The 19,530-nt window shown below is 47.0% G+C and carries 18 protein-coding genes; 10 read left to right on the top strand and 8 right to left on the bottom strand.

From position 1 onward, the window contains the following. Positions 1 to 157: 157 nt before the first annotated feature. Complete coding sequence (locus VF685_RS02350) at positions 158 to 619, bottom strand: acyl-CoA thioesterase (RefSeq protein ID WP_163145962.1); 462 nt, start codon at positions 617 to 619, stop codon at positions 158 to 160. 117 nt (positions 620 to 736) lie between these two features. Further along, positions 737 to 2,122 carry a Do family serine endopeptidase gene (locus VF685_RS02345; RefSeq protein ID WP_163145963.1) on the bottom strand — a complete coding sequence of 462 codons (1,386 nt, stop codon included), beginning with the start codon at positions 2,120 to 2,122 and terminating at the stop codon, positions 737 to 739. A gap of 228 nt (positions 2,123 to 2,350) precedes the next feature. Here VF685_RS02345 and nadB point away from each other — a divergent pair, with 228 nt between their 5' ends. Then, positions 2,351 to 3,997, top strand: coding sequence for an L-aspartate oxidase (gene nadB / locus VF685_RS02340; protein ID WP_163145964.1), 1,647 nt, complete (start codon positions 2,351 to 2,353; stop codon positions 3,995 to 3,997). A gap of 109 nt (positions 3,998 to 4,106) precedes the next feature. On the opposite strand, the gene mtlD is transcribed toward nadB, so the two are convergent. From mtlD to pabC, 5 genes are all read right to left on the bottom strand, one after another. After that, a complete protein-coding gene (gene mtlD / locus VF685_RS02335) occupies positions 4,107 to 6,245 on the bottom strand; it encodes a bifunctional mannitol-1-phosphate dehydrogenase/phosphatase (RefSeq protein WP_286384716.1) in 2,139 nt (712 codons plus the stop codon). 371 nt (positions 6,246 to 6,616) lie between these two features. After that, complete coding sequence (locus VF685_RS02330) at positions 6,617 to 7,036, bottom strand: PaaI family thioesterase (RefSeq protein WP_163142397.1); 420 nt, start codon at positions 7,034 to 7,036, stop codon at positions 6,617 to 6,619. Positions 7,037 to 7,097: 61 nt separating this feature from the next. After that, entirely contained in the window at positions 7,098 to 7,709 is a 612-nt protein-coding gene (gene tmk / locus VF685_RS02325; protein ID WP_163142400.1) for a dTMP kinase, read from the bottom strand. Positions 7,710 to 7,711: 2 nt separating this feature from the next. After that, positions 7,712 to 8,770, bottom strand: coding sequence for an endolytic transglycosylase MltG (gene mltG / locus VF685_RS02320; protein WP_163142403.1), 1,059 nt, complete (start codon positions 8,768 to 8,770; stop codon positions 7,712 to 7,714). Position 8,771: 1 nt separating this feature from the next. Beyond that, a complete protein-coding gene (pabC, locus tag VF685_RS02315) occupies positions 8,772 to 9,584 on the bottom strand; it encodes an aminodeoxychorismate lyase (protein WP_180192237.1) in 813 nt (270 codons plus the stop codon). 161 nt (positions 9,585 to 9,745) lie between these two features. Here pabC and VF685_RS02310 point away from each other — a divergent pair, with 161 nt between their 5' ends. From VF685_RS02310 to VF685_RS02280, 7 genes are all read left to right on the top strand, one after another. Next, positions 9,746 to 10,756 (top strand): sulfate ABC transporter substrate-binding protein, encoded by a 1,011-nt coding sequence (locus VF685_RS02310; protein ID WP_286384717.1) that lies wholly within the window; start codon positions 9,746 to 9,748, stop codon positions 10,754 to 10,756. A 47-nt stretch (positions 10,757 to 10,803) separates the two neighbouring features. Continuing rightward, entirely contained in the window at positions 10,804 to 11,409 is a 606-nt protein-coding gene (locus VF685_RS02305; protein WP_005176655.1) for an alpha/beta hydrolase, read from the top strand. Between the two features lie 83 nt (positions 11,410 to 11,492). Further along, positions 11,493 to 12,326 (top strand): sulfate ABC transporter permease subunit CysT, encoded by an 834-nt coding sequence (cysT, locus tag VF685_RS02300; protein WP_286384718.1) that lies wholly within the window; start codon positions 11,493 to 11,495, stop codon positions 12,324 to 12,326. Further along, positions 12,323 to 13,216: a sulfate ABC transporter permease subunit CysW gene (gene cysW, locus VF685_RS02295; protein ID WP_075167788.1), complete on the top strand. Its 894-nt coding sequence runs from the start codon at positions 12,323 to 12,325 to the stop codon at positions 13,214 to 13,216. The genes cysT and cysW overlap by 4 nt, the downstream gene beginning before the upstream one ends. A gap of 11 nt (positions 13,217 to 13,227) precedes the next feature. Next, a complete protein-coding gene (locus VF685_RS02290) occupies positions 13,228 to 14,289 on the top strand; it encodes a sulfate/molybdate ABC transporter ATP-binding protein (protein ID WP_005176652.1) in 1,062 nt (353 codons plus the stop codon). A 53-nt stretch (positions 14,290 to 14,342) separates the two neighbouring features. Continuing rightward, positions 14,343 to 15,266 (top strand): CysB family HTH-type transcriptional regulator, encoded by a 924-nt coding sequence (locus VF685_RS02285; protein WP_075167787.1) that lies wholly within the window; start codon positions 14,343 to 14,345, stop codon positions 15,264 to 15,266. A 272-nt stretch (positions 15,267 to 15,538) separates the two neighbouring features. Continuing rightward, on the top strand, positions 15,539 to 16,753 hold the full coding sequence (locus tag VF685_RS02280) for an OmpP1/FadL family transporter (RefSeq protein WP_440203542.1): 1,215 nt from the start codon (positions 15,539 to 15,541) through the stop codon (positions 16,751 to 16,753). Positions 16,754 to 16,809: 56 nt separating this feature from the next. Here VF685_RS02280 and carO read toward each other — a convergent pair whose 3' ends face one another. Then, positions 16,810 to 17,556 (bottom strand): ornithine uptake porin CarO, encoded by a 747-nt coding sequence (carO, locus tag VF685_RS02275; protein ID WP_440203541.1) that lies wholly within the window; start codon positions 17,554 to 17,556, stop codon positions 16,810 to 16,812. Positions 17,557 to 17,860: 304 nt separating this feature from the next. Here carO and dapD point away from each other — a divergent pair, with 304 nt between their 5' ends. Together dapD and queE are read left to right on the top strand one after the other, a co-directional pair. Continuing rightward, a complete protein-coding gene (gene dapD / locus VF685_RS02270) occupies positions 17,861 to 18,682 on the top strand; it encodes a 2,3,4,5-tetrahydropyridine-2,6-dicarboxylate N-succinyltransferase (protein ID WP_005176646.1) in 822 nt (273 codons plus the stop codon). Positions 18,683 to 18,777: 95 nt separating this feature from the next. Beyond that, the gene (gene queE, locus VF685_RS02265) at positions 18,778 to 19,488 is read left to right on the top strand and encodes a 7-carboxy-7-deazaguanine synthase QueE (RefSeq protein WP_075167785.1); all 711 of its coding nucleotides are present in this window, start codon (positions 18,778 to 18,780) and stop codon (positions 19,486 to 19,488) included. Positions 19,489 to 19,530: the final 42 nt, after the last annotated feature.

Here is a 19,530-nt window from a genome sequence, read left to right as displayed (position 1 = left end):
AACGCGCTATGCAAACCAGATTCAGTGCACAGCAAAAGCCGAATAGAAATTGCGAAGGATTATAGCAGATGGATTTTTTAAAGTATCCAAAATAATGCAAAGCTTTTCGGCCCGGCCGGTTTTAGATCATCCGATACAAACCGGCCAGTGACGATGCTTATGCCGGCTGTGGCGGATACTGGTTAAAATCCATCGGATTCAGATCGGCTGGAATAGGCTGATACGCCTGGGAAAAACTTGGCGACATGCGTTTTGGACGGCCGCTGTCAATTTCCACACAAGCCCATTTGGTCTGCGCGACAAATAATACGCTCTGATCCTGCGGACGATAAAACACATATTGGCGAAACAGGTACAGCGCATTAATTTCACTGAGCCAGGTTCTTAAAATCAGCTCTTCACCGGCAAATGCAGGCTTGCGATACTGCACATGATGCTCCACCGCCACCATGGCATGTTTCATTTCCAGAAACTGCGCCATGCCCAGGCCTAAGGTTTCAATATGGGCGCTGGCCACATCCTGCATCCACTGTACATAAACCACGTTGTTGACATGGCCCAGACTGTCAATATGCTCGGGTTGAACCTGAAGTTTTAAATCAAAAAATGTACTGCTCATGCTCTGTTACTGTACTGTGGTATCGGCTATTGAGGCCCCTAGTCTACTGAAAATTGGCCCCAGATAAATTGAAAAATAAAAAAACCACAGCAGGCTGTGGTTTTTAACTGGCTCAGATCAGGAAATTCGCATACCGACAATGGCACGTTGTCCCTGACGGATTAAGGTCACACGCGCCACGCTGCCCTTTTTCAGCTGCGAAACCGCCTGAACAAAACTGTTGCTGTCGGTGACTGGGCTATTGTTCAGCTGTACGATGACATCACCCGGTAAAATTCGCGACTGCGCTGCAATACTGCCCGGACGGACTTCCTGAATCAGCACGCCGCCTTTAATTTCCAGCTGACGCATTTCTGCTGCTGACAGGTTCCGGATTGCGACCCCAAGTACCGGGCCTTTATTCTGGCTTGGCGTAACATTGCTCTTGGCCGGGGTGTCATCCGGTGCAGTACTTAAAGTAGCCGAGATATTCCGGCGACGGTCATCGCGTAAAACTTCCAGCTGGATGGTCTGTTTAGGTGCAGTACGGTTCAGATAATTGAGTAATTCGCTGGTGCGCGAAATTGGGGTACCGTTGTATTTTAAGATCACATCACCCGCACGCAAGCCGGCTTTGGAGGCTGGAGAATCCGGTGCCACCTGGGTAATTAAGGACCCTTCCGGTTTATCCAGCCGATACGATTCTGCCAGCGTCCGGTCAATATCCTGCAGGCTCACACCTAAATAGGAACGGGTGACTTTACCATGCTGTTTTAACTGGTCTGCCACTTCCATGGCGACATCAATTGGAATCGAGAAAGACAGACCCATATAGCCGCCCGTTCCACTAAAGATGCGCGAGTTGACCCCAACCACTTCACCGCGCTGGTTAAATAGCGGTCCACCCGAGTTCCCCGGGTTTAAGGCAACGTCAGTCTGAATAAACGGTACCGAGGTTTCCCCCATCATGTTACGCATTTTGGCACTGACAATACCGGCAGAGGCGGAATAGTCAAAACCGAATGGTGAGCCAATCGCCAGTACCGGCTCACCGACTTTCAGGCGATCAACATTACCGGTACGCAGTTCAGGGAAATTGCTGCCAGATACTTTCAGCAAGGCCACATCGGTCCGCTCATCACTGCCGACCACGGTGGCATCAATTTCACGGCGATCATTCAGGACAATGGTGACTTTGGAGGCATTTTCAATCACATGGTGGTTAGTGAGCAGGTAGCCATCTTTGCTAATAAAGAAGGCACTGCCATAACCGGTTTTTTCCTGTGGCGCCTGACGCTGCGGAATCACCACCCTATCGCCAAAGAAACGGCGTAACAGTTCCGGAACCTGTTGTTGTAACAGCTCTTCCTGGCTTAAACGTTTGACCACATTGACACTGACAACACCGGGGCTGACCTGTTCAACCAGGTTGGAAAAATCTACTGAAGTAGAGGCCTGTGCTTGAACAGATGCCATAGTGAACACAGCTGCATAGAAACCCTTCTGTAAGTAGCGATTATTCATATATAGCATTCACTCAATTTGTTTATAAAAATGTGATGTTCTGTTTTTAACATAACGCTTTTTAAGATTTCGTAATAATATGTTCAATTCCTCAACAGGATACAAGTGCTTATGCCATTTTTTATAAAATGGAGTTTTATTGCTTTTTCTCATCATTAATAAGCATCTTGACCCTTGCCTTTTGTTTTAAAAAGCGTTGTCATTACCAGACTTTTTTCAAATTAGCTGATGGACATGTCTAATTTACATGCAACTCATCATTTTGATGTGATCATTGTGGGTAGTGGCGGCGCAGGTTTAAGTCTGGCACTGTCATTACCAGCTCATTTTAAAATTGCCGTGCTGGCCAAGTCGGCCCTGACTGATGCCAGCACCTTTTATGCCCAAGGTGGGGTCGCAGCCGTACTGGATGAAACCGACTCTATTCAACAGCATATAGATGACACAATGATTGCAGGCGCGCATTTATGTGAACTGAATGCCGTGCAGCAAACTGTAGAGGGCGGTAAACCTTCGGTCGATTTCCTGCTTGAACATGGCGTTCAATTTACCCTCGATGAACAGGAACAACTGCATTTAACCCGTGAAGGCGGCCACTCCCAGCGCCGGATCATTCACGCGGCAGATGCCACGGGACGTGCCATTTCAACGACACTGGTCCAGCGGGCCAGAGAAAAACAGAATATCCAGATTTTTGAAAACTTTGTTGCCATTGACCTGATTACCACACAGAAACTCGGTCAAACCGGTGACAATCGTGCATTGGGCCTGTATGCCCTGGATGAAAACACCGACCAGATTGATACCTTCCTGGCGCCCTTTACCGCCCTAGCCTGCGGCGGTGCCATGAAAGCCTATCTGTACACCTCTAACCCGGATATTGCCACCGGTGATGGGATTGCCATGGCCTACCGCGCCGGTTGCCGCGTCGCCAATATGGAATTTAACCAGTTTCATCCGACCTGCTTATACCATCCGCAAGCCCGTTCCTTCTTGATTACCGAAGCCATGCGTGGCGAAGGCGCCTATTTACGCCTGCCAGATGGGGAACGCTTTATGCTACGTTTCGATGAGCGTGCCGAACTGGCGCCACGTGATATTGTGGCACGTGCGATTGACTTTGAAATCAAGCGTCTGGGGATTCGTCATGTCTGGCTAGACATCACCCATAAACCGGCCGAATTTGTTAAAGAACACTTCCCGACCCTGTATGCGCGTTTACTGGAACTGGGCATCGACATCACCACAGACATGATTCCGGTGGTCCCGGCGGCGCATTATACCTGTGGCGGTGTAGTGGTTGATGAACACAGCCAGACCGATATTGCTGGCCTGTATGCCATTGGGGAAACCTCATATACCGGCCTGCACGGTGCGAATCGTATGGCCAGTAACTCACTTTTAGAATGTTTTGTATATGGCATGAGTGCCGCTGAACACATTCAGGCTGAATTCAAGCCCGATTATCAATCACCAAATGTGCCAGCCTGGGATGATTCTCAAGTGACCCATCCCGATGAAGATGTGGTGATTCTACAAAACTGGGATGAACTGCGCGCCACCATGTGGAACTACGTCGGAATTGTCCGTACCACCAAGCGTTTGCAACGTGCCCTGCACCGTATTGAAATGCTGAAACGCGAAATTACCGAGTATTATCAGGATTACAAGGTCAGTAAAAACCTGATTGAACTGCGTAATCTGGTGCTGGTTTCAGAAATGATTGTGCGCTGTGCCATGCAGCGTAAAGAATCACGTGGCCTGCATTACACCCTGGATTATCCGGAACTGGCAGATGAGCTGCGTAAAACCGTTCTTACGCCGCCAAACTTCCAGGTAGAAACGCCATTGGTCAATGAGGATGTGCCGGCTTAAAATGCTTTTACATCTTCAGTTCTGAAAGATAAAAAAACCGAATCGTATCATGCGATTCGGTTTTTGTTGGTCGCAACCAAAATGGTTTCAGCCGGATGGTGCCTCAAGTTTAAGCATATTGCGCTGCACTCGAGGTTGGCTTTAACAAGGGCAACTGCTCAGGTTCTAGCGCTCCGGACAGCAATTGCGGCAGATAGGTCTGCACATAATTACGTAAAGTTAATGCCACCTGTGCCGAAAAATGTGGCTGCTGTAACTGTGTCTGTAAATGTGCCAAAGCCTGCGCCTCGGTCAGCTGATGGGTTTGCACGGCATAGACATAGCCCAATAAAGCACCTTGTGCCAAAAACTGATATGGCAACCCGGCCTGAGCATTGCTGGCAATTGAACCTAACACCCGCTCGGATGCACTGAGCTTGCGTAGCGGATCACGCGCCACCCGTGCACATGGGTCTTTATAGGCATGGACACAGGAGTTTGCAAAACTTTGTGCCAGTGCATGTAGATCTTTCTGTCGGTGTGGTAACACCACCGCCAGTCCCTGCTGAACCTGCTGTAACAACTGCTGCATGAACTGTTCAATCTGCGGGTCGGCCAGAGCCACACCAATGGTTTGATGACCACGTAGGCTGGCATACCAGGCAAGCATCGCATGCACCCCGTTCCAGAGCCGGTTTTTAATCAGCTGGATTTCACTGATGTCTTCGACCAGAATCATCTGCCGCATTTTTTGCAGTAACGGACTGGCATTTTCCACATAAATCGGCATGTCGATTTCTGCATTAAACAGAATAAGATCCATGGTCTGTAGAATATGACTCGGCTGGAAATTACGGCGCAAATCTTCCACATACAGGCTGGCCTGACGTTCCTGCTCCGGCTGCAAACGGGTGTTATCCTCAATTTCAACCGGCTCGGCTTCATCTTCCGTTTGCGACTGCTTGAAGATGTTGTATTTAATCCGTAGCTGGCGGTACAGGTTCTGGTCAGTCAGTTTGGATACCATACGGTTGACCACGGTATCGCAGAAATAATGCTGCGCTAAAATGGCTTGTGCGGTCTGCACATCACTTAAGGCCATCAGGGCTTTACGGATATGCTCCAGCAATAACTGCTTGGCACCGACTTTATTTAAAATAATCAGCACGGTTAAAGGCGCAGCCGGCTGGTCCTGATGGGCCAGATAACGTGCATACAGGCCTTGCGCAATCACCTCAGCTTCGCTGCTCAGCGCTTTTTCTGGCAGACATAAGGCAATCAAGCTGGATTCGATATACATCTCCTGCATGTGCTGCAGGTTATCTGCATCAATAATGCTCATGTTTTCAATACGTTCATCATAGGACATTTGCCCATAACGAATGCAATAGGTGCCAAAAGCATTCACCGCAGAGCGATACAGCTGGTTACGGGTAGAAGCGTAAATCCGTTTCGGACGGGTATAACCATCCCAATGCGATAACACCTGTGCCAGATAACCGCCGCCAATCGCACCAAAGCCATGGATTCCGACGGTTAGCTGGTTCAAGGTTTGTGGAAAAGCTTCCTGCAGGCTGGGCATGCCCAAGGCCGGAATATACAGGTTTAAATCTTCCAGATAATCTTCCATGCTTTCATAGTAGTAATGCGCCTTGGACAGCATCTGTTCATTCGGTGCTTTAATGTCCCGCAGCAGCACGGTAATGCCCTGCGCCTCATAGGCCGAGGTCACACCATTGTCTGAATCTTCAAACATGAAACAGTCACTGGCGGAGAGATTCAACTTTTGCGCAGCGGTCAGGAAAATTTCCGGATGCGGTTTGCCACGTTGGACTTCATCTCCGCACACCAGTACATCAAAAAATTTATAGACATTGGCATTAATTAAATATTCTTCGGCAATGGCACGGCGACTGGACGTCGCCACTGCCATGCGCAGCCCGGATTTACGCAAGCGCTCCAGCACCTGTAGCAAACCAGTTTTAATCGGCACACCAAACTGACGCACACTTTCCAGTTCCAGCTCATCGGCACGCTGGCGAATTTCGGTATAGGGAATATCTTCACCATATTCAGCCTGTGCCAGCTGTTTGGCACTCCGCGCACTCAAGCCCAGACAACCCATTAAATAGTCATCGCTAAACTCGACTCCAATCAATTCCCGAGATGCCTGTTTCAAGGTTTGAAACCGTAAACGCTCAGTATCAAACATTGTGCCATCCATATCGAAAATTGCGCCCTGGATCATTTTATTTTTAAATTTAAGCATTTCCCCCCTCATTTGATCATTTTTCAACAGGCCTAGAGCCTAGAGCAATTTTTGAGGGAACAACACCTTAGACAAAGAATGAAATATTTAAGGTTAAAAATTAATCAATTAATTAGAGTGAGATTCAAGATATGTAACTTCAAGTAACCATTAAGTAACATCATGTAAACCAATAAAGCGATTTTGCTGAAATATAAGGATAAGTTTTAAATAATTCGGAGGATGAGACTTTTCAGCTGAAGGAAGGCGCTTTAAAAAATAAAAAGCTGGAAGCATCAGATTGGCGAAGAAACTGAATCAGGCAAAATTAAGACGAGTAAGAAGAGGATAATATCAAGCGAGCCAGATCAACAGAACAAGTGACCTGAGAATCAAGCCACTTGGGGTGGAATGGAATAAGTTCCGGTCACATGCGCCACCGGTTCCTCCTGCCCGACTGAATAAATCCAGACTTCACCCACGGCCAGACTTTTACCCAGTTTCATGAGCCGGCATTCCGCCCGCAGGTTTTGTCCACCGGCCGGTTTGCGTAAAAAATTGATATTCAGGTTGGTGGTAACCGCCAACCCGACAATCCCAATCTGGCCCAGAATCGCCACATATAAAGCCAGATCCGCGGCTGTCATCATGGTCGGACCAGAGATCGTGCCGCCCGGACGTAATTCACTTTCCCCAACCCGATAGGTCAAGCTGGCGCCCATGGGCGTGACCGCATCAATCTCGCATTTTTCCAGACTTTGGGGAAATTCTTGTTGTAAAAATTCAATAATTTCAGCACGGTTACTTTTCATTGTGATCAAAAAATCCTCTATCATCACGCTACTATAGAAGATTTTTAGTCTTGACCCAAATTTAAGCAGCAACTGTCTGTAAATATTTGAGCGCCTCGGCAAAAACCTGATCCGGACTTTGCGTGGCATCTAAACGTTTAATCCGTTCTGATTCTGCCTGCCACAACTCCTGATAGCCAGCACGCACCTTTTCAAAAAAGGTGACTTTTTCCTGTTCAAAACGGTCCAGCGCACCGCGTTCATGCGCACGGGACATGCCCAATTCAATCGGCGCATCCAACCAGAAAGTCAGAGCCGGCATGTGCGAAACAAAATTCTGGTTCAGCAATTGCAACTTTTCCTGACTTAGGCCACGTCCAGCGCACTGGTAAGCAAAGCTGGCATCAGTAAAGCGGTCACAGAGTACCGTTTTGCCAACCGCCAGTGCCGGCAGAATCACCTGCGCCAGATGCTGGGCGCGCGCTGCATACATCAGCAGTAATTCAGTATCATTACACATCTGCTCGTCATGATTGACTGAAAGCAGCAGACTGCGAATCTGCTCGGCCATCGGGGTGCCACCCGGTTCACGGGTCAGCACTACTTCACTGCCTTGGGCCTGCAAATGTTCATAAATACGACGGATGAGCGTGGTTTTACCTACCCCTTCGGTGCCTTCAAAGCTAATAAACATGCTCACTCCTTGTTCTTCGCACGAATGACCGCCAGATATTCCTGAACTGCGCGGTTATGATCTTGCAGATTGGTACTGAATTTATGTCCGCCATCACCGGTGGCGACAAAATAGAGATTGTCGGAATCATCCGGATGCATTGCTGCTTCAATCGCGCGTTTGCTTGGCAGTGCAATTGGTGTTGGCGGCAAACCATAGATGGTATAGGTATTGTACGGCGTTGGGGTACGTAAATCCTTACGGGTAATATTGCCCTGATATTTGTCGCCCATCCCGTAAATGACGGTCGGGTCGGTTTGTAAACGCATGCCTATCTTTAAACGGCGCACAAATACGCCGGAGACCTGACGCAGTTCGCTATCGACATGGGTTTCTTTTTCAATAATCGAGGCCATCACCAGCGCTTCATATTTATTCTTGTACGGTAAATCTGCTGCACGGTTGGCCCAGGCTTCATCCAGTGCTTTCATCTGACGCTGATATAAATCGGTCAGAATTTTACGGTCCGATTCGCCCTTGGCAAAGAAATAGGTATCTGGCGCAAACAGGCCTTCTGGATGCTCAAACGGAATATTCAGCGCTTTTAATAATTGATCGGTCGGAAGATGGCTGACTTCTTTAGTCACCAGTTCATCCTTTTGCAGACGCTGTACCAGCTGTTTAAAAGTGGTGCCTTCAATGACCAGAATCCGGTTCATCTGCGCATTTTCCGCATTGGAGATCATTTCCATGACTTCACGGATGCTCATGCCCTGCTGGATTTCATAAACCCCGGCTTTCATCGAATCATGAATCATGATTTTCTGATACAGCTTCAAAATAATCGGGAAACTGACCTGATCATTTTTTTCCAGACGATCAATAAAACCGGAATAGGTATCGCCATCGCCAATGGCCAGTAATTCTTTCTGGCCTTTTACCGGATAGTCTTTAAACAGGCTGGACCAGAGCATCACCACGACAATGAGGAGTACGCCCAATAACAGGGTTAAAATACCTTTAATCGGTAATGGGGAGCGAGGCTTGTTTTTCTTTTTCGTTTTAGAGCGGGATGAAGACATATTAATGCATCTGATTCAATTGAAGACGATTAAACAGTTCAATACAGGCTTGAACATCTAAAAGGCGTGCATCGAGCTGGGTCACGATTTTCATCGGACTGAGCGCATTACAGAAAAACAGACTCTGGAACTGCGCAATTTCTTCCATATCGACATAACGCTGGCGACAGGAAATGCCGTGCTGCTGCATACGGGCCAGAATTTCAGCCCGCATCACGCCGTGGACGCCATTATAACGAAGTTCCGGCGTAATCCATTCATTGTTTATAAGAATGAAACAATTACTGCTCACCCCTTCAACAACCGAGCCTTGCACATCAGTCACCAAGGCTTCCGGCCAACCCTGCGCATCGGCTTCTTTTTTCAGTATCACTTGTTCTAAACGGTTCAGGCTTTTGATGCCGACCAGATGTGGCATACTCAGCCCCATCGCTTGTTTCAACACACCACTGGCGATTTTTTCATAGTGAAAATCATCCACTGCTTTGGGATAAAAGAAGACCCAGACATCAGCCTCTTGTGCGGGCAGGCTATAACCGCGCTGTCCATCTCCCCGACTAATGATGATTTTTAAGGTGCCATTAACCTGCGGATAATGCTGCTGCAGCTGTTGAATCGACTGCTGGATAAACGCCAGATTGGCATTTAAATACAAACGCTCACAGCCGCGTTGTAGCCGCAGCAGATGTAAGGCCTCCAGTTCAATATGGCCATTGCGGATGCGCGCGGTGCTAAAGCAGCCATCGCCATAATGAAAGGCACGGTCCAGCACTGAAACGGCCGATATTTCCTCAGCATTCTTAAAATATTGCATACAACAAGTATCCATTTGAGCTGGCTTTAGTGTAAGAATGGAAGATCTATTTATATTTCTTTTTTATTCATATAAAATTCATTTTTTATTATTTTTTTAGGAATAAGACTAGCGCTATTCTTGCCTCATGTTACAAAACAGCGAAAAATTTGAGGTTAGTCATGAGTTTTACAAAATTAAAAATTGGGGTACTGGCCGCATTAATTTCGGCATCCTCCTTTGGTGTTGCTGCAAAAGATTTTCTGAACGTGTCGTATGACCCGACCCGTGAATTATATGATGATGTGAATAAACAGTTCGGCAAATACTGGGAAAGCCGGACCGGACAAAAAATTAATTTTAAACAGTCGCATGGCGGTTCAGGCAAGCAGGCCCGTGCCGTAATTGATGGCCTGAGTGCCGATGTGGTGACACTGGCTTTGGCCGCCGATATTGATGTAATTGCGGAAAAAGCCAAACTGTTTCCGGCAGACTGGCAAAAGAAATTACCGTATAACTCGACGCCTTATACCTCGACCATTGTATTTTTAGTACGTAAAGGTAATCCGAAAGGGATTCAGGACTGGGGCGATCTGGTCAAGCCGGGCGTAGGTATTATTACCCCGAACCCGAAAACCTCAGGCGGTGCACGCTGGAACTATCTGGCCGCCTGGGCTTGGGCTAAACATCAGCCGGGTGGCAATGATCAAACTGCACAGGAATTTGTCCGTAAAATTTATAAAAACACCAAAGTTCTGGATTCAGGCGCCCGCGGTTCAACCACCACGTTTGCCGAGCGTGGCATTGGTGATGTACTGCTGGCCTGTGAAAATGAAGCGCACTTAGCCATTCGTGAGCAGCCGGGTAAATTTGAAATTATTACCCCAAGCCTGTCGGTACTGGCAGAACCGCCGGTGGCCATTGTTGAGAAAAATGCGGAAAAACACGGCAACAAATATTTGGCCCAAGGCTATTTAAACTTCCTGTATTCCCCACTCGGACAGGATTTAGCCGGCAAACATTATTATCGTCCTCGTAGCGAAGCAGCATTAAAGAAATACAGCCAGGTCTTTAAGCCGTTAAAGCTGGTCACGGTAGATCAGGAATTTGGGGGCTGGGCCAAAGTCCAGTCTGCACATTTTGAAAATGGCGGTATTTTCGACCAGATCGTAAAAGCCAATAGCGCTAAATAATTCAGCTGTAGCATCAGCAACTGTAAGGTAAGCAAAGGAGCATCGACATGATTCATACCGTAATTGTTCCGGGCGTAGGTGGCAGTGAATATAGCCACTGGCAATCCTGGTTACAACGACAGCTCATGTCCTGCTCCCGCGTCGAGCAGCAGGACTGGAATGCCCCGGTACTCGAAACCTGGGTAGAACAGTTCCGAAGCACCGTGGCGGCGATTGATGCACCGCTGCAAATTGTGGCGCATAGCTTTGGCTGTTTGACTACCGTAGCCGCTCTGGCGCAATACCCGGCGCTGCAACGCAAGGTCAAGAATCTGGTACTGGTGGCACCGGCCAACCCGGGCCGTTTTGGTGAAGCCGGTTTTGCCCGTGACAGCCAGCATGACTATCAGGATTATTTTCATCAGCTGCAAGTGCAGGTTCCCGCCAGCATGCTGATCAGTGAAAATGATCCCTGGTTAAATGCCGAACATGCACTGGAACTGGCGCAGTCCTGGCAATTAGAACCGGTAAGCTTGGGCCATGTCGGGCATATTAATGTCGCCTCTGGTTTTGGTCCTTTTCCTGAACTCTGGAATTACCTGATTTCAGAAAAGGCTATGCAGCATATCAGTATTACTGATGACAGCAAGTATTTATTTAAATTTGCAATTTAACCCTCGCAAATTATGCTTGTGCCGAAATTTATTTATTTTTCGCTGGCTGATTTCAGCCCGCATTCTCTCTTTGAGGAGTAATCATGTCGCAGCGGTCCCGAGTGCTGCCAGGATTTGGTCTTTCTCTAGGCTTTACCCTAGCGTATTTATCATTAATCGTTCTGATTCCTTTGTCTGCCGTATTTTTAAAATCGCTGGACATTGGCTGGGAAGGTTTATGGGAAATTTTAAGTTCTGAACGTATCTTAAAATCTTTGCAGTTAAGTTTTAGTGCTGCGCTGATTGCAGCGCTGGTGAACGTCGTTTTTGGTTTATTGCTGGCCTGGTGTCTGGTGCGTTACCGCTTCCCGGGCAAACGCCTGATTGATGCGCTGGTCGATTTACCTTTTGCCTTACCGACCGCCGTGGCCGGTATTGCCCTGACCTCTTTATATGCACCTACCGGCTGGATTGGTCAGTATCTGGAGCCTTTAAGCATTCAGGTGGCCTATACCCCTATCGGGATTACCCTGGCCCTGATCTTCATTGGTATTCCATTTGTGGTGCGTACCGTACAGCCGGTACTCAGCGATCTGGAAACCGAGCTGGAAGAAGCTGCATCTGCCTTAGGCGCAAACCGTCTGCAGATTGTTACCAAAGTCATTTTCCCGATTTTACTGCCGGCGTTAATTACCGGTTTTGCCCTGGCCTTTGCCCGTGGCGTGGGTGAATATGGTTCGGTAATCTTCATTGCCGGGAACCAGCCTTTTGAAACTGAAATTGCCCCGCTGATGATTATCTCCCGTTTAGAAGAATATGATTATGCCGGTGCAACCACTATTGCGGTGGTAATGCTGCTGATTTCATTTGTGATGCTGTTCCTAATTAACTTGTTACAAGCATGGGCCAGCCGTCGTACAGGGAGAACAGCCCGATGAGTTTAAATACCAACAGCAATGCTTTGGCCGACAAGCTGCAATCGCGTGATGCCACCCGTGAACCGACCTGGGTTCGCTACACCTTACTGGCCATTGCCCTGATTTTCTTCCTGAGCTGCCTGATTCTGCCGTTAATTCTGGTGTTCGTTGAAGCCTTTAAACAAGGCGTGGGCGTGTATACCCAGGCGCTAGTACATCCAGATACCTTATCTGCGGTCAAACTGACTTTACTCACCGCGGCCATTGCCGTTCCACTCAACGTGGTGTTTGGTGTAGCCGCAGCCTGGTCGGTGGCCAAGTTTAACTTCCCGGGTAAATCAATTCTGACCACCATCATTGATTTGCCGTTCTCGGTCTCTCCCGTCATTGCCGGGATGATGCTGGTACTGATTTTTGGTACCCAGGGCTGGATGGGCAACTGGTTAATGGACAACGACATCAAGATTTTGTATGCCGTGCCAGCGATTGTCATTGCCACCATCTTTATTACCGTACCGTTTGTGGCACGTGAACTGATTCCACTTATGGAAGCACAAGGCACCGAAGAAGAAGAAGCGGCCATTGTACTGGGTGCCTCTGGCTGGCAAACCTTCTGGAAAGTTACCTTGCCGAATATTAAATGGGGCCTGATTTACGGTGTCATTCTGTGTAATGCCCGGGCGATGGGTGAGTTTGGTGCGGTATCAGTCGTGTCTGGACACATTCGCGGTGAAACCAATACTTTGCCCTTACACGTTGAGATTCTCTATAACGAATATACCTTCAGTGCTGCGTTTGCGGTGTCATCCCTGCTGGCCCTGCTGGCGATTGTGACCTTGATCCTGAAAACCTGGGTCGAAATCCGTCAGGAAAAGCAGGACAAACGTAATGAAGATTCAACAGTTTCTTAAGGAATGACCTCATGAGTATTCAAGTTAAAAATATTGAAAAACACTTTGGTGCATTCCATGCACTGAACAATATCTCCCTCGATTTTCCAGATGGCCAGCTGGTGGCTCTCCTAGGTCCATCGGGCTGTGGTAAAACCACCCTGCTGCGGATTATTGCCGGTTTGGAATCTGCCGATGGCGGTCAGGTGATTCTGGAAGGTCAGGATGCCACCGATGTTCACGTGCGTGAGCGTCAGGTCGGTTTCGTCTTCCAGCATTATGCGCTGTTCCGTCACATGACCGTTTTTGACAACATTGCCTTTGGTTTACGTGTACGTCCGCGTGCCACTCGTCCATCGGAAGCTGAAATTAAAAAACGCGTGACCCGCCTGCTTGATCTGGTACAACTCGGCTTTCTGGCCGACCGTTATCCGGCGCAATTGTCTGGCGGTCAGCGTCAGCGTATTGCCCTGGCGCGTGCCTTAGCCGTTGAACCACGTGTCCTGCTGCTGGATGAACCGTTTGGTGCGCTGGATGCCAAAGTGCGTAAAGAACTACGCCGCTGGTTACGTACCCTGCATGATGAATTGCATATCACTTCAATTTTTGTTACCCATGATCAGGAAGAAGCCTTAGAAGTGGCGGACCAGATCGTGGTGATGAACAAAGGCAACATCGAGCAGATTGGTTCACCACGCGAAGTCTACGAAAAACCGGCGACGCCGTTTGTGTTTGACTTCCTGGGTCAGGCCAACCGTTTTGAAGGTCAGAACAGCAATGGCCTGATTCAGCTGGGTGAAGACCGTATTCAGCTGGCCAGCGCACAACAGGGGCCTCAGGGCGAGATCATTGCCTTTGCCCGCCCGGATGAGCTGACCATTCATGCCCAGCCACAGGACAATGCCATTCAGGCCACCTTCTTACGTGAAGTCTGGATTGCCGGTAAAGTGCTGGCAGAACTGAACGACCGTCAAGGGAACTTAATTGAAATTTCCCTCACCCCAGAAGAAGCACGCTTGCATCAGTTCCGTCCAAACCAGACCGTCTGGCTGACAGCAAGTCAATTACATTTATTTGAAAATCAAGTCGCTTAACCGCGCACCGATGGGGCATTTCAAGCCCCATCCTTTTTTGAGGGAAAAAGGACATGAACTTCCAACAGCTCAGAATTATTCGAGAAACTGTGCGCCAGAACTTCAATTTAACCGAAGCCTCTGCGGCGCTGTACACCTCCCAGTCCGGGGTGAGCAAGCATATTAAAGACCTGGAAGATGAACTGGGTGTGCAACTGTTTATCCGTAAAGGCAAACGCCTGCTCGGTTTGACTGAACCTGGTCAGGCCCTACTCGGTATTGTTGAGCGCATGTTGGTGGATGCCGATAATATTAAACGTCTGGCCGATGATTTTAATAAAGTGGATGAAGGCACCCTAACCATTGCCACCACCCACACTCAGGCACGTTATGTACTCCCGCCGATTGTGAACCAGTTTAAAAAAGAATTTCCCAAGGTCCATCTGATTCTGCAACAGGCCAGTCCGGTTGAAATTACCGAGATGCTGCTACAAGGCGAAGCCGATATTGGTATTGCAACAGAATCCTTAACCACAGAAAGCAATCTGGCCAGTGTGCCTTACTATACTTGGCAGCACAGTATTATTACCCCGCAAAACCATCCGCTGGCCCATAAAGCCGAGATCAGCATTCAGGATTTGGCGGAATATCCGATTATTACCTACCACGGCGGTTTTACCGGCCGTTCTAAAATTGACAAAGCCTTTGAAGATGCCGGCATTGATGTTGATATCGTGATGTCTGCCCTGGACGCCGACGTCATTAAAACCTATGTCGAATTAGGCATGGGCGTGGGTGTAGTCAACAATGTAGCCTATGACCAGGAACGTGATTATCGTTTAAAGCAGATAGAAACCGATATTTTTGGCCTGAATACCACCTGGCTGGCGGTGCGTAAAGGACATTTACTACGTGGTTATGGCTATGAGTTTATTTCCCTGTGCTCACCTGAAGCCGACATTAAAGCCCTGAAAAAAGTCGCGTATCCGGAAGACTAACCCCAACAAAAAATGGAAATGGAGAGGATGGCATCAGCATCCTCTTTTTTATATCACTCCAGTTGATCTACTAAGCAGATGAACCCAATCCGCACTTATTAAATTTTATGCTAACGCTCATTTTGCACTACATTACAGCATCCCTAAAAAATGGGATAAAGATCACTTAAACCTGTTTATTTTTTCAGCAAATTCAGTTTTAATAGCTAGATAATTTTTAAATATCAATACTTTACAAGTTTATAATTTAACCAAAAATTAAAGGACAGCCAATGAAGGTCCATTTTTTCTGGGTGTCGATGAGCCTGCTTTTACCAGTGCAAGCTGTCTCTGCAGCAGCGCTGGAGCAGTCCGGACAATCCATGCATATTTTTTTCCAGCCCGATCATTATGCCGAAATCTCCCTGGTGCATTTAGAGGCCGATGTCGCAGGACAAGTCGAAAATCAGGCTGCACTGGCCGAGTTAGGGATTCATGATTATTCCACCGGCAACCTGGCACCCGATCAGCATTTTGTGCTCGGTGGTTTTAAACTGCAGCTGAATCCAGAGTTTTCCTTTGCCCTGCTTTATGATCAGCCCTTTGGGGTCAAGGTTAACTATAACTACAACCCGGATTTTTATGGTCAACCATTAGACGTCGAAGCTGCCGACATTCGCTTTAAAACAGAAAATATTAGCGCGCTTGTCGGGTATCATCCGGATACGCACTGGACTTTTTATGCAGGACTCAGTCATCAGTCTTTTCAGGGGAATCTAGAGCTTTGGGGACAAAATTATTATATTTTTCATGGCTATCAGGCCTATTTCCCTGAAGATGATGCCTGGGGTTGGCTGGCCGGGGTACGCTACCAGATTCCTGAATATGCCATGAGTGCGGCGCTAACTTATCGTTCGGCCATTCATCATCAGCTAGCGGTACAGGAACAGTCTCCACAAGGCCAATTGCAGATCGTGGCGGACCAGAATACCGCGGTTCGCACACCCGAATCGCTGAATCTGGATTTACACACCGGCATCAGTGCCAATAACCTGCTCTATGCAGGTATACGCTGGGTTAACTGGAAAGATTTTTATATACAACCGACTCAATTTGGCGCCGTGATTGATGCTTACGCAACATTCGTTCCTGAAATTAAAGACTTTAAATTAATTCATTATCAGAAAGATCAATGGTCGGCCAAACTGGGCGGGTTACATCGCTGGAATGCACGCTGGATCAGTCAATTAGAACTGGGCTGGGACTCCGGGATTGGCAATCCGGCCTCGACCCTAAATCCGGCAGATGGGCACTATAGCCTCGGCTTAGGCCAGCTCTTTTATTTTCGACCTGACAGTTTTATTGCTGCAGGGGCCTATTATTTAAAGTTTAAACAGCCGCATATTCAACCCAGTGATTTTGCCGGCACTCAAATTTCCAGTCTAGCCTGGGTCAATCGGGACAATCATGCCTGGGTATATGGACTAAGATTTGGCTATCATTTCTAAAGGTATAAAAAAACGAGCCGAAGCTCGTTTTTTGTTTACTAAAACACTGACTTGAATTACCAATGGTAGCTTACACCTAGCTTAGCGACTGGTAACCATTCATGTTCATTATCATTACGGATATCAGCTTCTTCTCTTTCCAGAGCAGTCTCTAATGAAATACCATCATTATTAGTAGCTGATCCCGATACACGATTTAATGAAACTGTTGGATTACCTGTATAGTAAGCTCCTACTTCACCAAACACGCCCCAATTATTATTGATCTTAGGTGCAAAACCTAAACCCAAATATGGAGCAATATCATTTTTATATTGTAATTCACCATTAATGTGAACACCTGCAGCAGTAGATTGGAAATCTGTATTACCTACTGAGAAATTGGTTGAGCCATCAACGCGACGATCAAGTTTATAGTCATTATCTAAATAAGCTACACCAGCCGCAACGTAAACGCCCTGTGCCCAACGACTTTCACTCGTGCCCCAAGGACGAAGCTCAGCATTTAAATAAATATTATTATTATCCATATCCAGGTCATAATCAGAACCATTAATGGATAAATCATCTGACCATGAAATATCCCCACCGTTATAACCCAATGCTAAACCAACATATGGATTTGCAGTCCAAAGCAAGGCACCACCATAACCTGTTGTACCAACTTCAGCACGTACTCCTGTTGGAACAAGTTGGTTACGATCAAAGGCATAACTATCATGTATTACTGCTGTATCTGCCATTGCTGAACCTGCTGCTGTGGCAAGCACGGAAATGGCTAAAATTTTATGTAAAGATTTCATCGTAATATGCTCCTCAAAATAAAAACTTATTTTTCATGTTTCGTACTATTGTTGATAAGCTTAAATATAAAGAAGTTCCCGCACAGTTTTTATGCACATTTTGCTCATTTTTTGTTATTTTTTGATACAAATCTATGTTTCTTTTTGAAAGATAACTCTTTTTGAGGTGAAAGTTTAAGCAGATGTTTCTTCTATTGAGCGAAAACATTTTTCTTTATTATTAATTTCGATCTTAGTGCCAATTTTCATCTAACCCGTGTTCAATTTAGTGTAAAATCTTGAAAATTTTTTTGGAAGGAAGATCATGTCTCAGCTTTCAACGATTATTGAACAAGCGTTTGAAGATCGTGCTAATTTCACCGCGGCAGACTGCCCGGCTGAAATCCGTCAGGCAGTAGAGGAAGCTATTGCTGGCTTAGATAACGGTACACTGCGTGTAGCGGAAAAAATTGACGGTGAATGGGTTGTACACCAATGGTTGAAAAAAGCCGTTTTGTTATCTTTTAAACTAAACGACAATAAACCAATTGAGTCATGTGATCTTCGTTTCTATGACAAAGTCGATACCAAATTCAAAGGCTGGACTGAAGAACAGTTTAAAGCGGCTGGCGTACGTGTAGTACCCCCTGCAGTTGCACGTAAAGGTTCGTTCCAGGCGAAAAATGTGGTGCTGATGCCATCTTATGTCAACATTGGTGCATATGTAGATGAAGGCACTATGGTCGACACTTGGGCCACTGTCGGTTCATGTGCACAAATTGGTAAAAATGTACACTTGTCTGGTGGTGTCGGTATTGGTGGTGTACTTGAGCCACTCCAAGCCAATCCGACCATTATTGAAGATAACTGCTTCATCGGCGCACGTTCTGAAATCGTGGAAGGCGTGATTGTTGAAGAAGGTTCTGTGATTTCAATGGGCGTTTACATTGGTCAATCTACCAAGATTTATGACCGTGAAACTGGCGAAATCCACTACGGCCGTGTTCCTGCCGGTTCTGTAGTTGTTTCTGGCAGCCTGCCATCTAAATGCGGCACATACAGCTTATATGCTGCCATTATCGTGAAAAAAGTTGACGCGCAAACACGTGCGAAAACCAGCCTGAACGATTTATTACGCGAAGACTAATTTTTCTTTAGTTTAAGCGGAGCTATCGCTCCTCATCTCTACGGTTAGTAATGATCGTAGAGATTTTTGTTTTTCTACCCGGTGGTTAATTTGTTATGAGTACGCTTCGATCTTCCGCTATTCCTGTTTCTGATCCGTCTGCGGGTTTACGCATTACGGAGATCTTCTATTCATTACAAGGCGAAGCCAATACCTCAGGGCTGCCAACCGTGTTTATCCGTTTAACCGGTTGTCCGCTGCGCTGTACCTATTGCGATACCACCTATTCTTTTGAAGGTGGCGAGCGTCAGTCGCTTGAAGCGATTATTCAGACCACGCTGGACTTTAACACACCGTATGTCTGCGTGACGGGCGGTGAACCGCTGGCACAGCCGAATGCCCTGCCTTTAATGCAGCGATTAGCAGATTTAGGCTGTGAAGTGTCCCTGGAAACCAGCGGTGCTTTAGATGTATCTAAGGTAGACCCACGTGTTTCCAAAGTTTTAGATTTAAAAACCCCAACCTCTGGGGAAGTTGCACGAAATTTGCTTTCGAATCTGGACTATTTGACTGCGCACGATCAAATCAAGTTTGTGATTTGTAACCGTGAAGATTATGAATGGTCAAAGCAGCAAGTAGAGTTATATCAACTGCATAAAAAAGTCAGCACCGTCTGGTTTTCCCCTGCCTTTGAAGTTGAAAATGGTGCCGCACGCATGCCACAACTGGCCCGTGATTTAGCTCAATGGATTTTAGAAGACCATCTCCCTGTTCGTTTTCAGCTACAGTTACACAAACTGCTGTGGAATGATGAAACTGGTCGTTAATCAGGCTGCTGTATAATTGCTCTGTTTGCAAAATTAACCTGC

This window comes from Acinetobacter sp. Brlt_5 (assembly GCF_051949055.1).
GTDB classification, from domain to species: domain Bacteria; phylum Pseudomonadota; class Gammaproteobacteria; order Pseudomonadales; family Moraxellaceae; genus Acinetobacter; species Acinetobacter indicus.
Note: the sequence above shows the minus strand (reverse complement) of the source record. Positions and strands in the feature narration are given on the sequence as shown.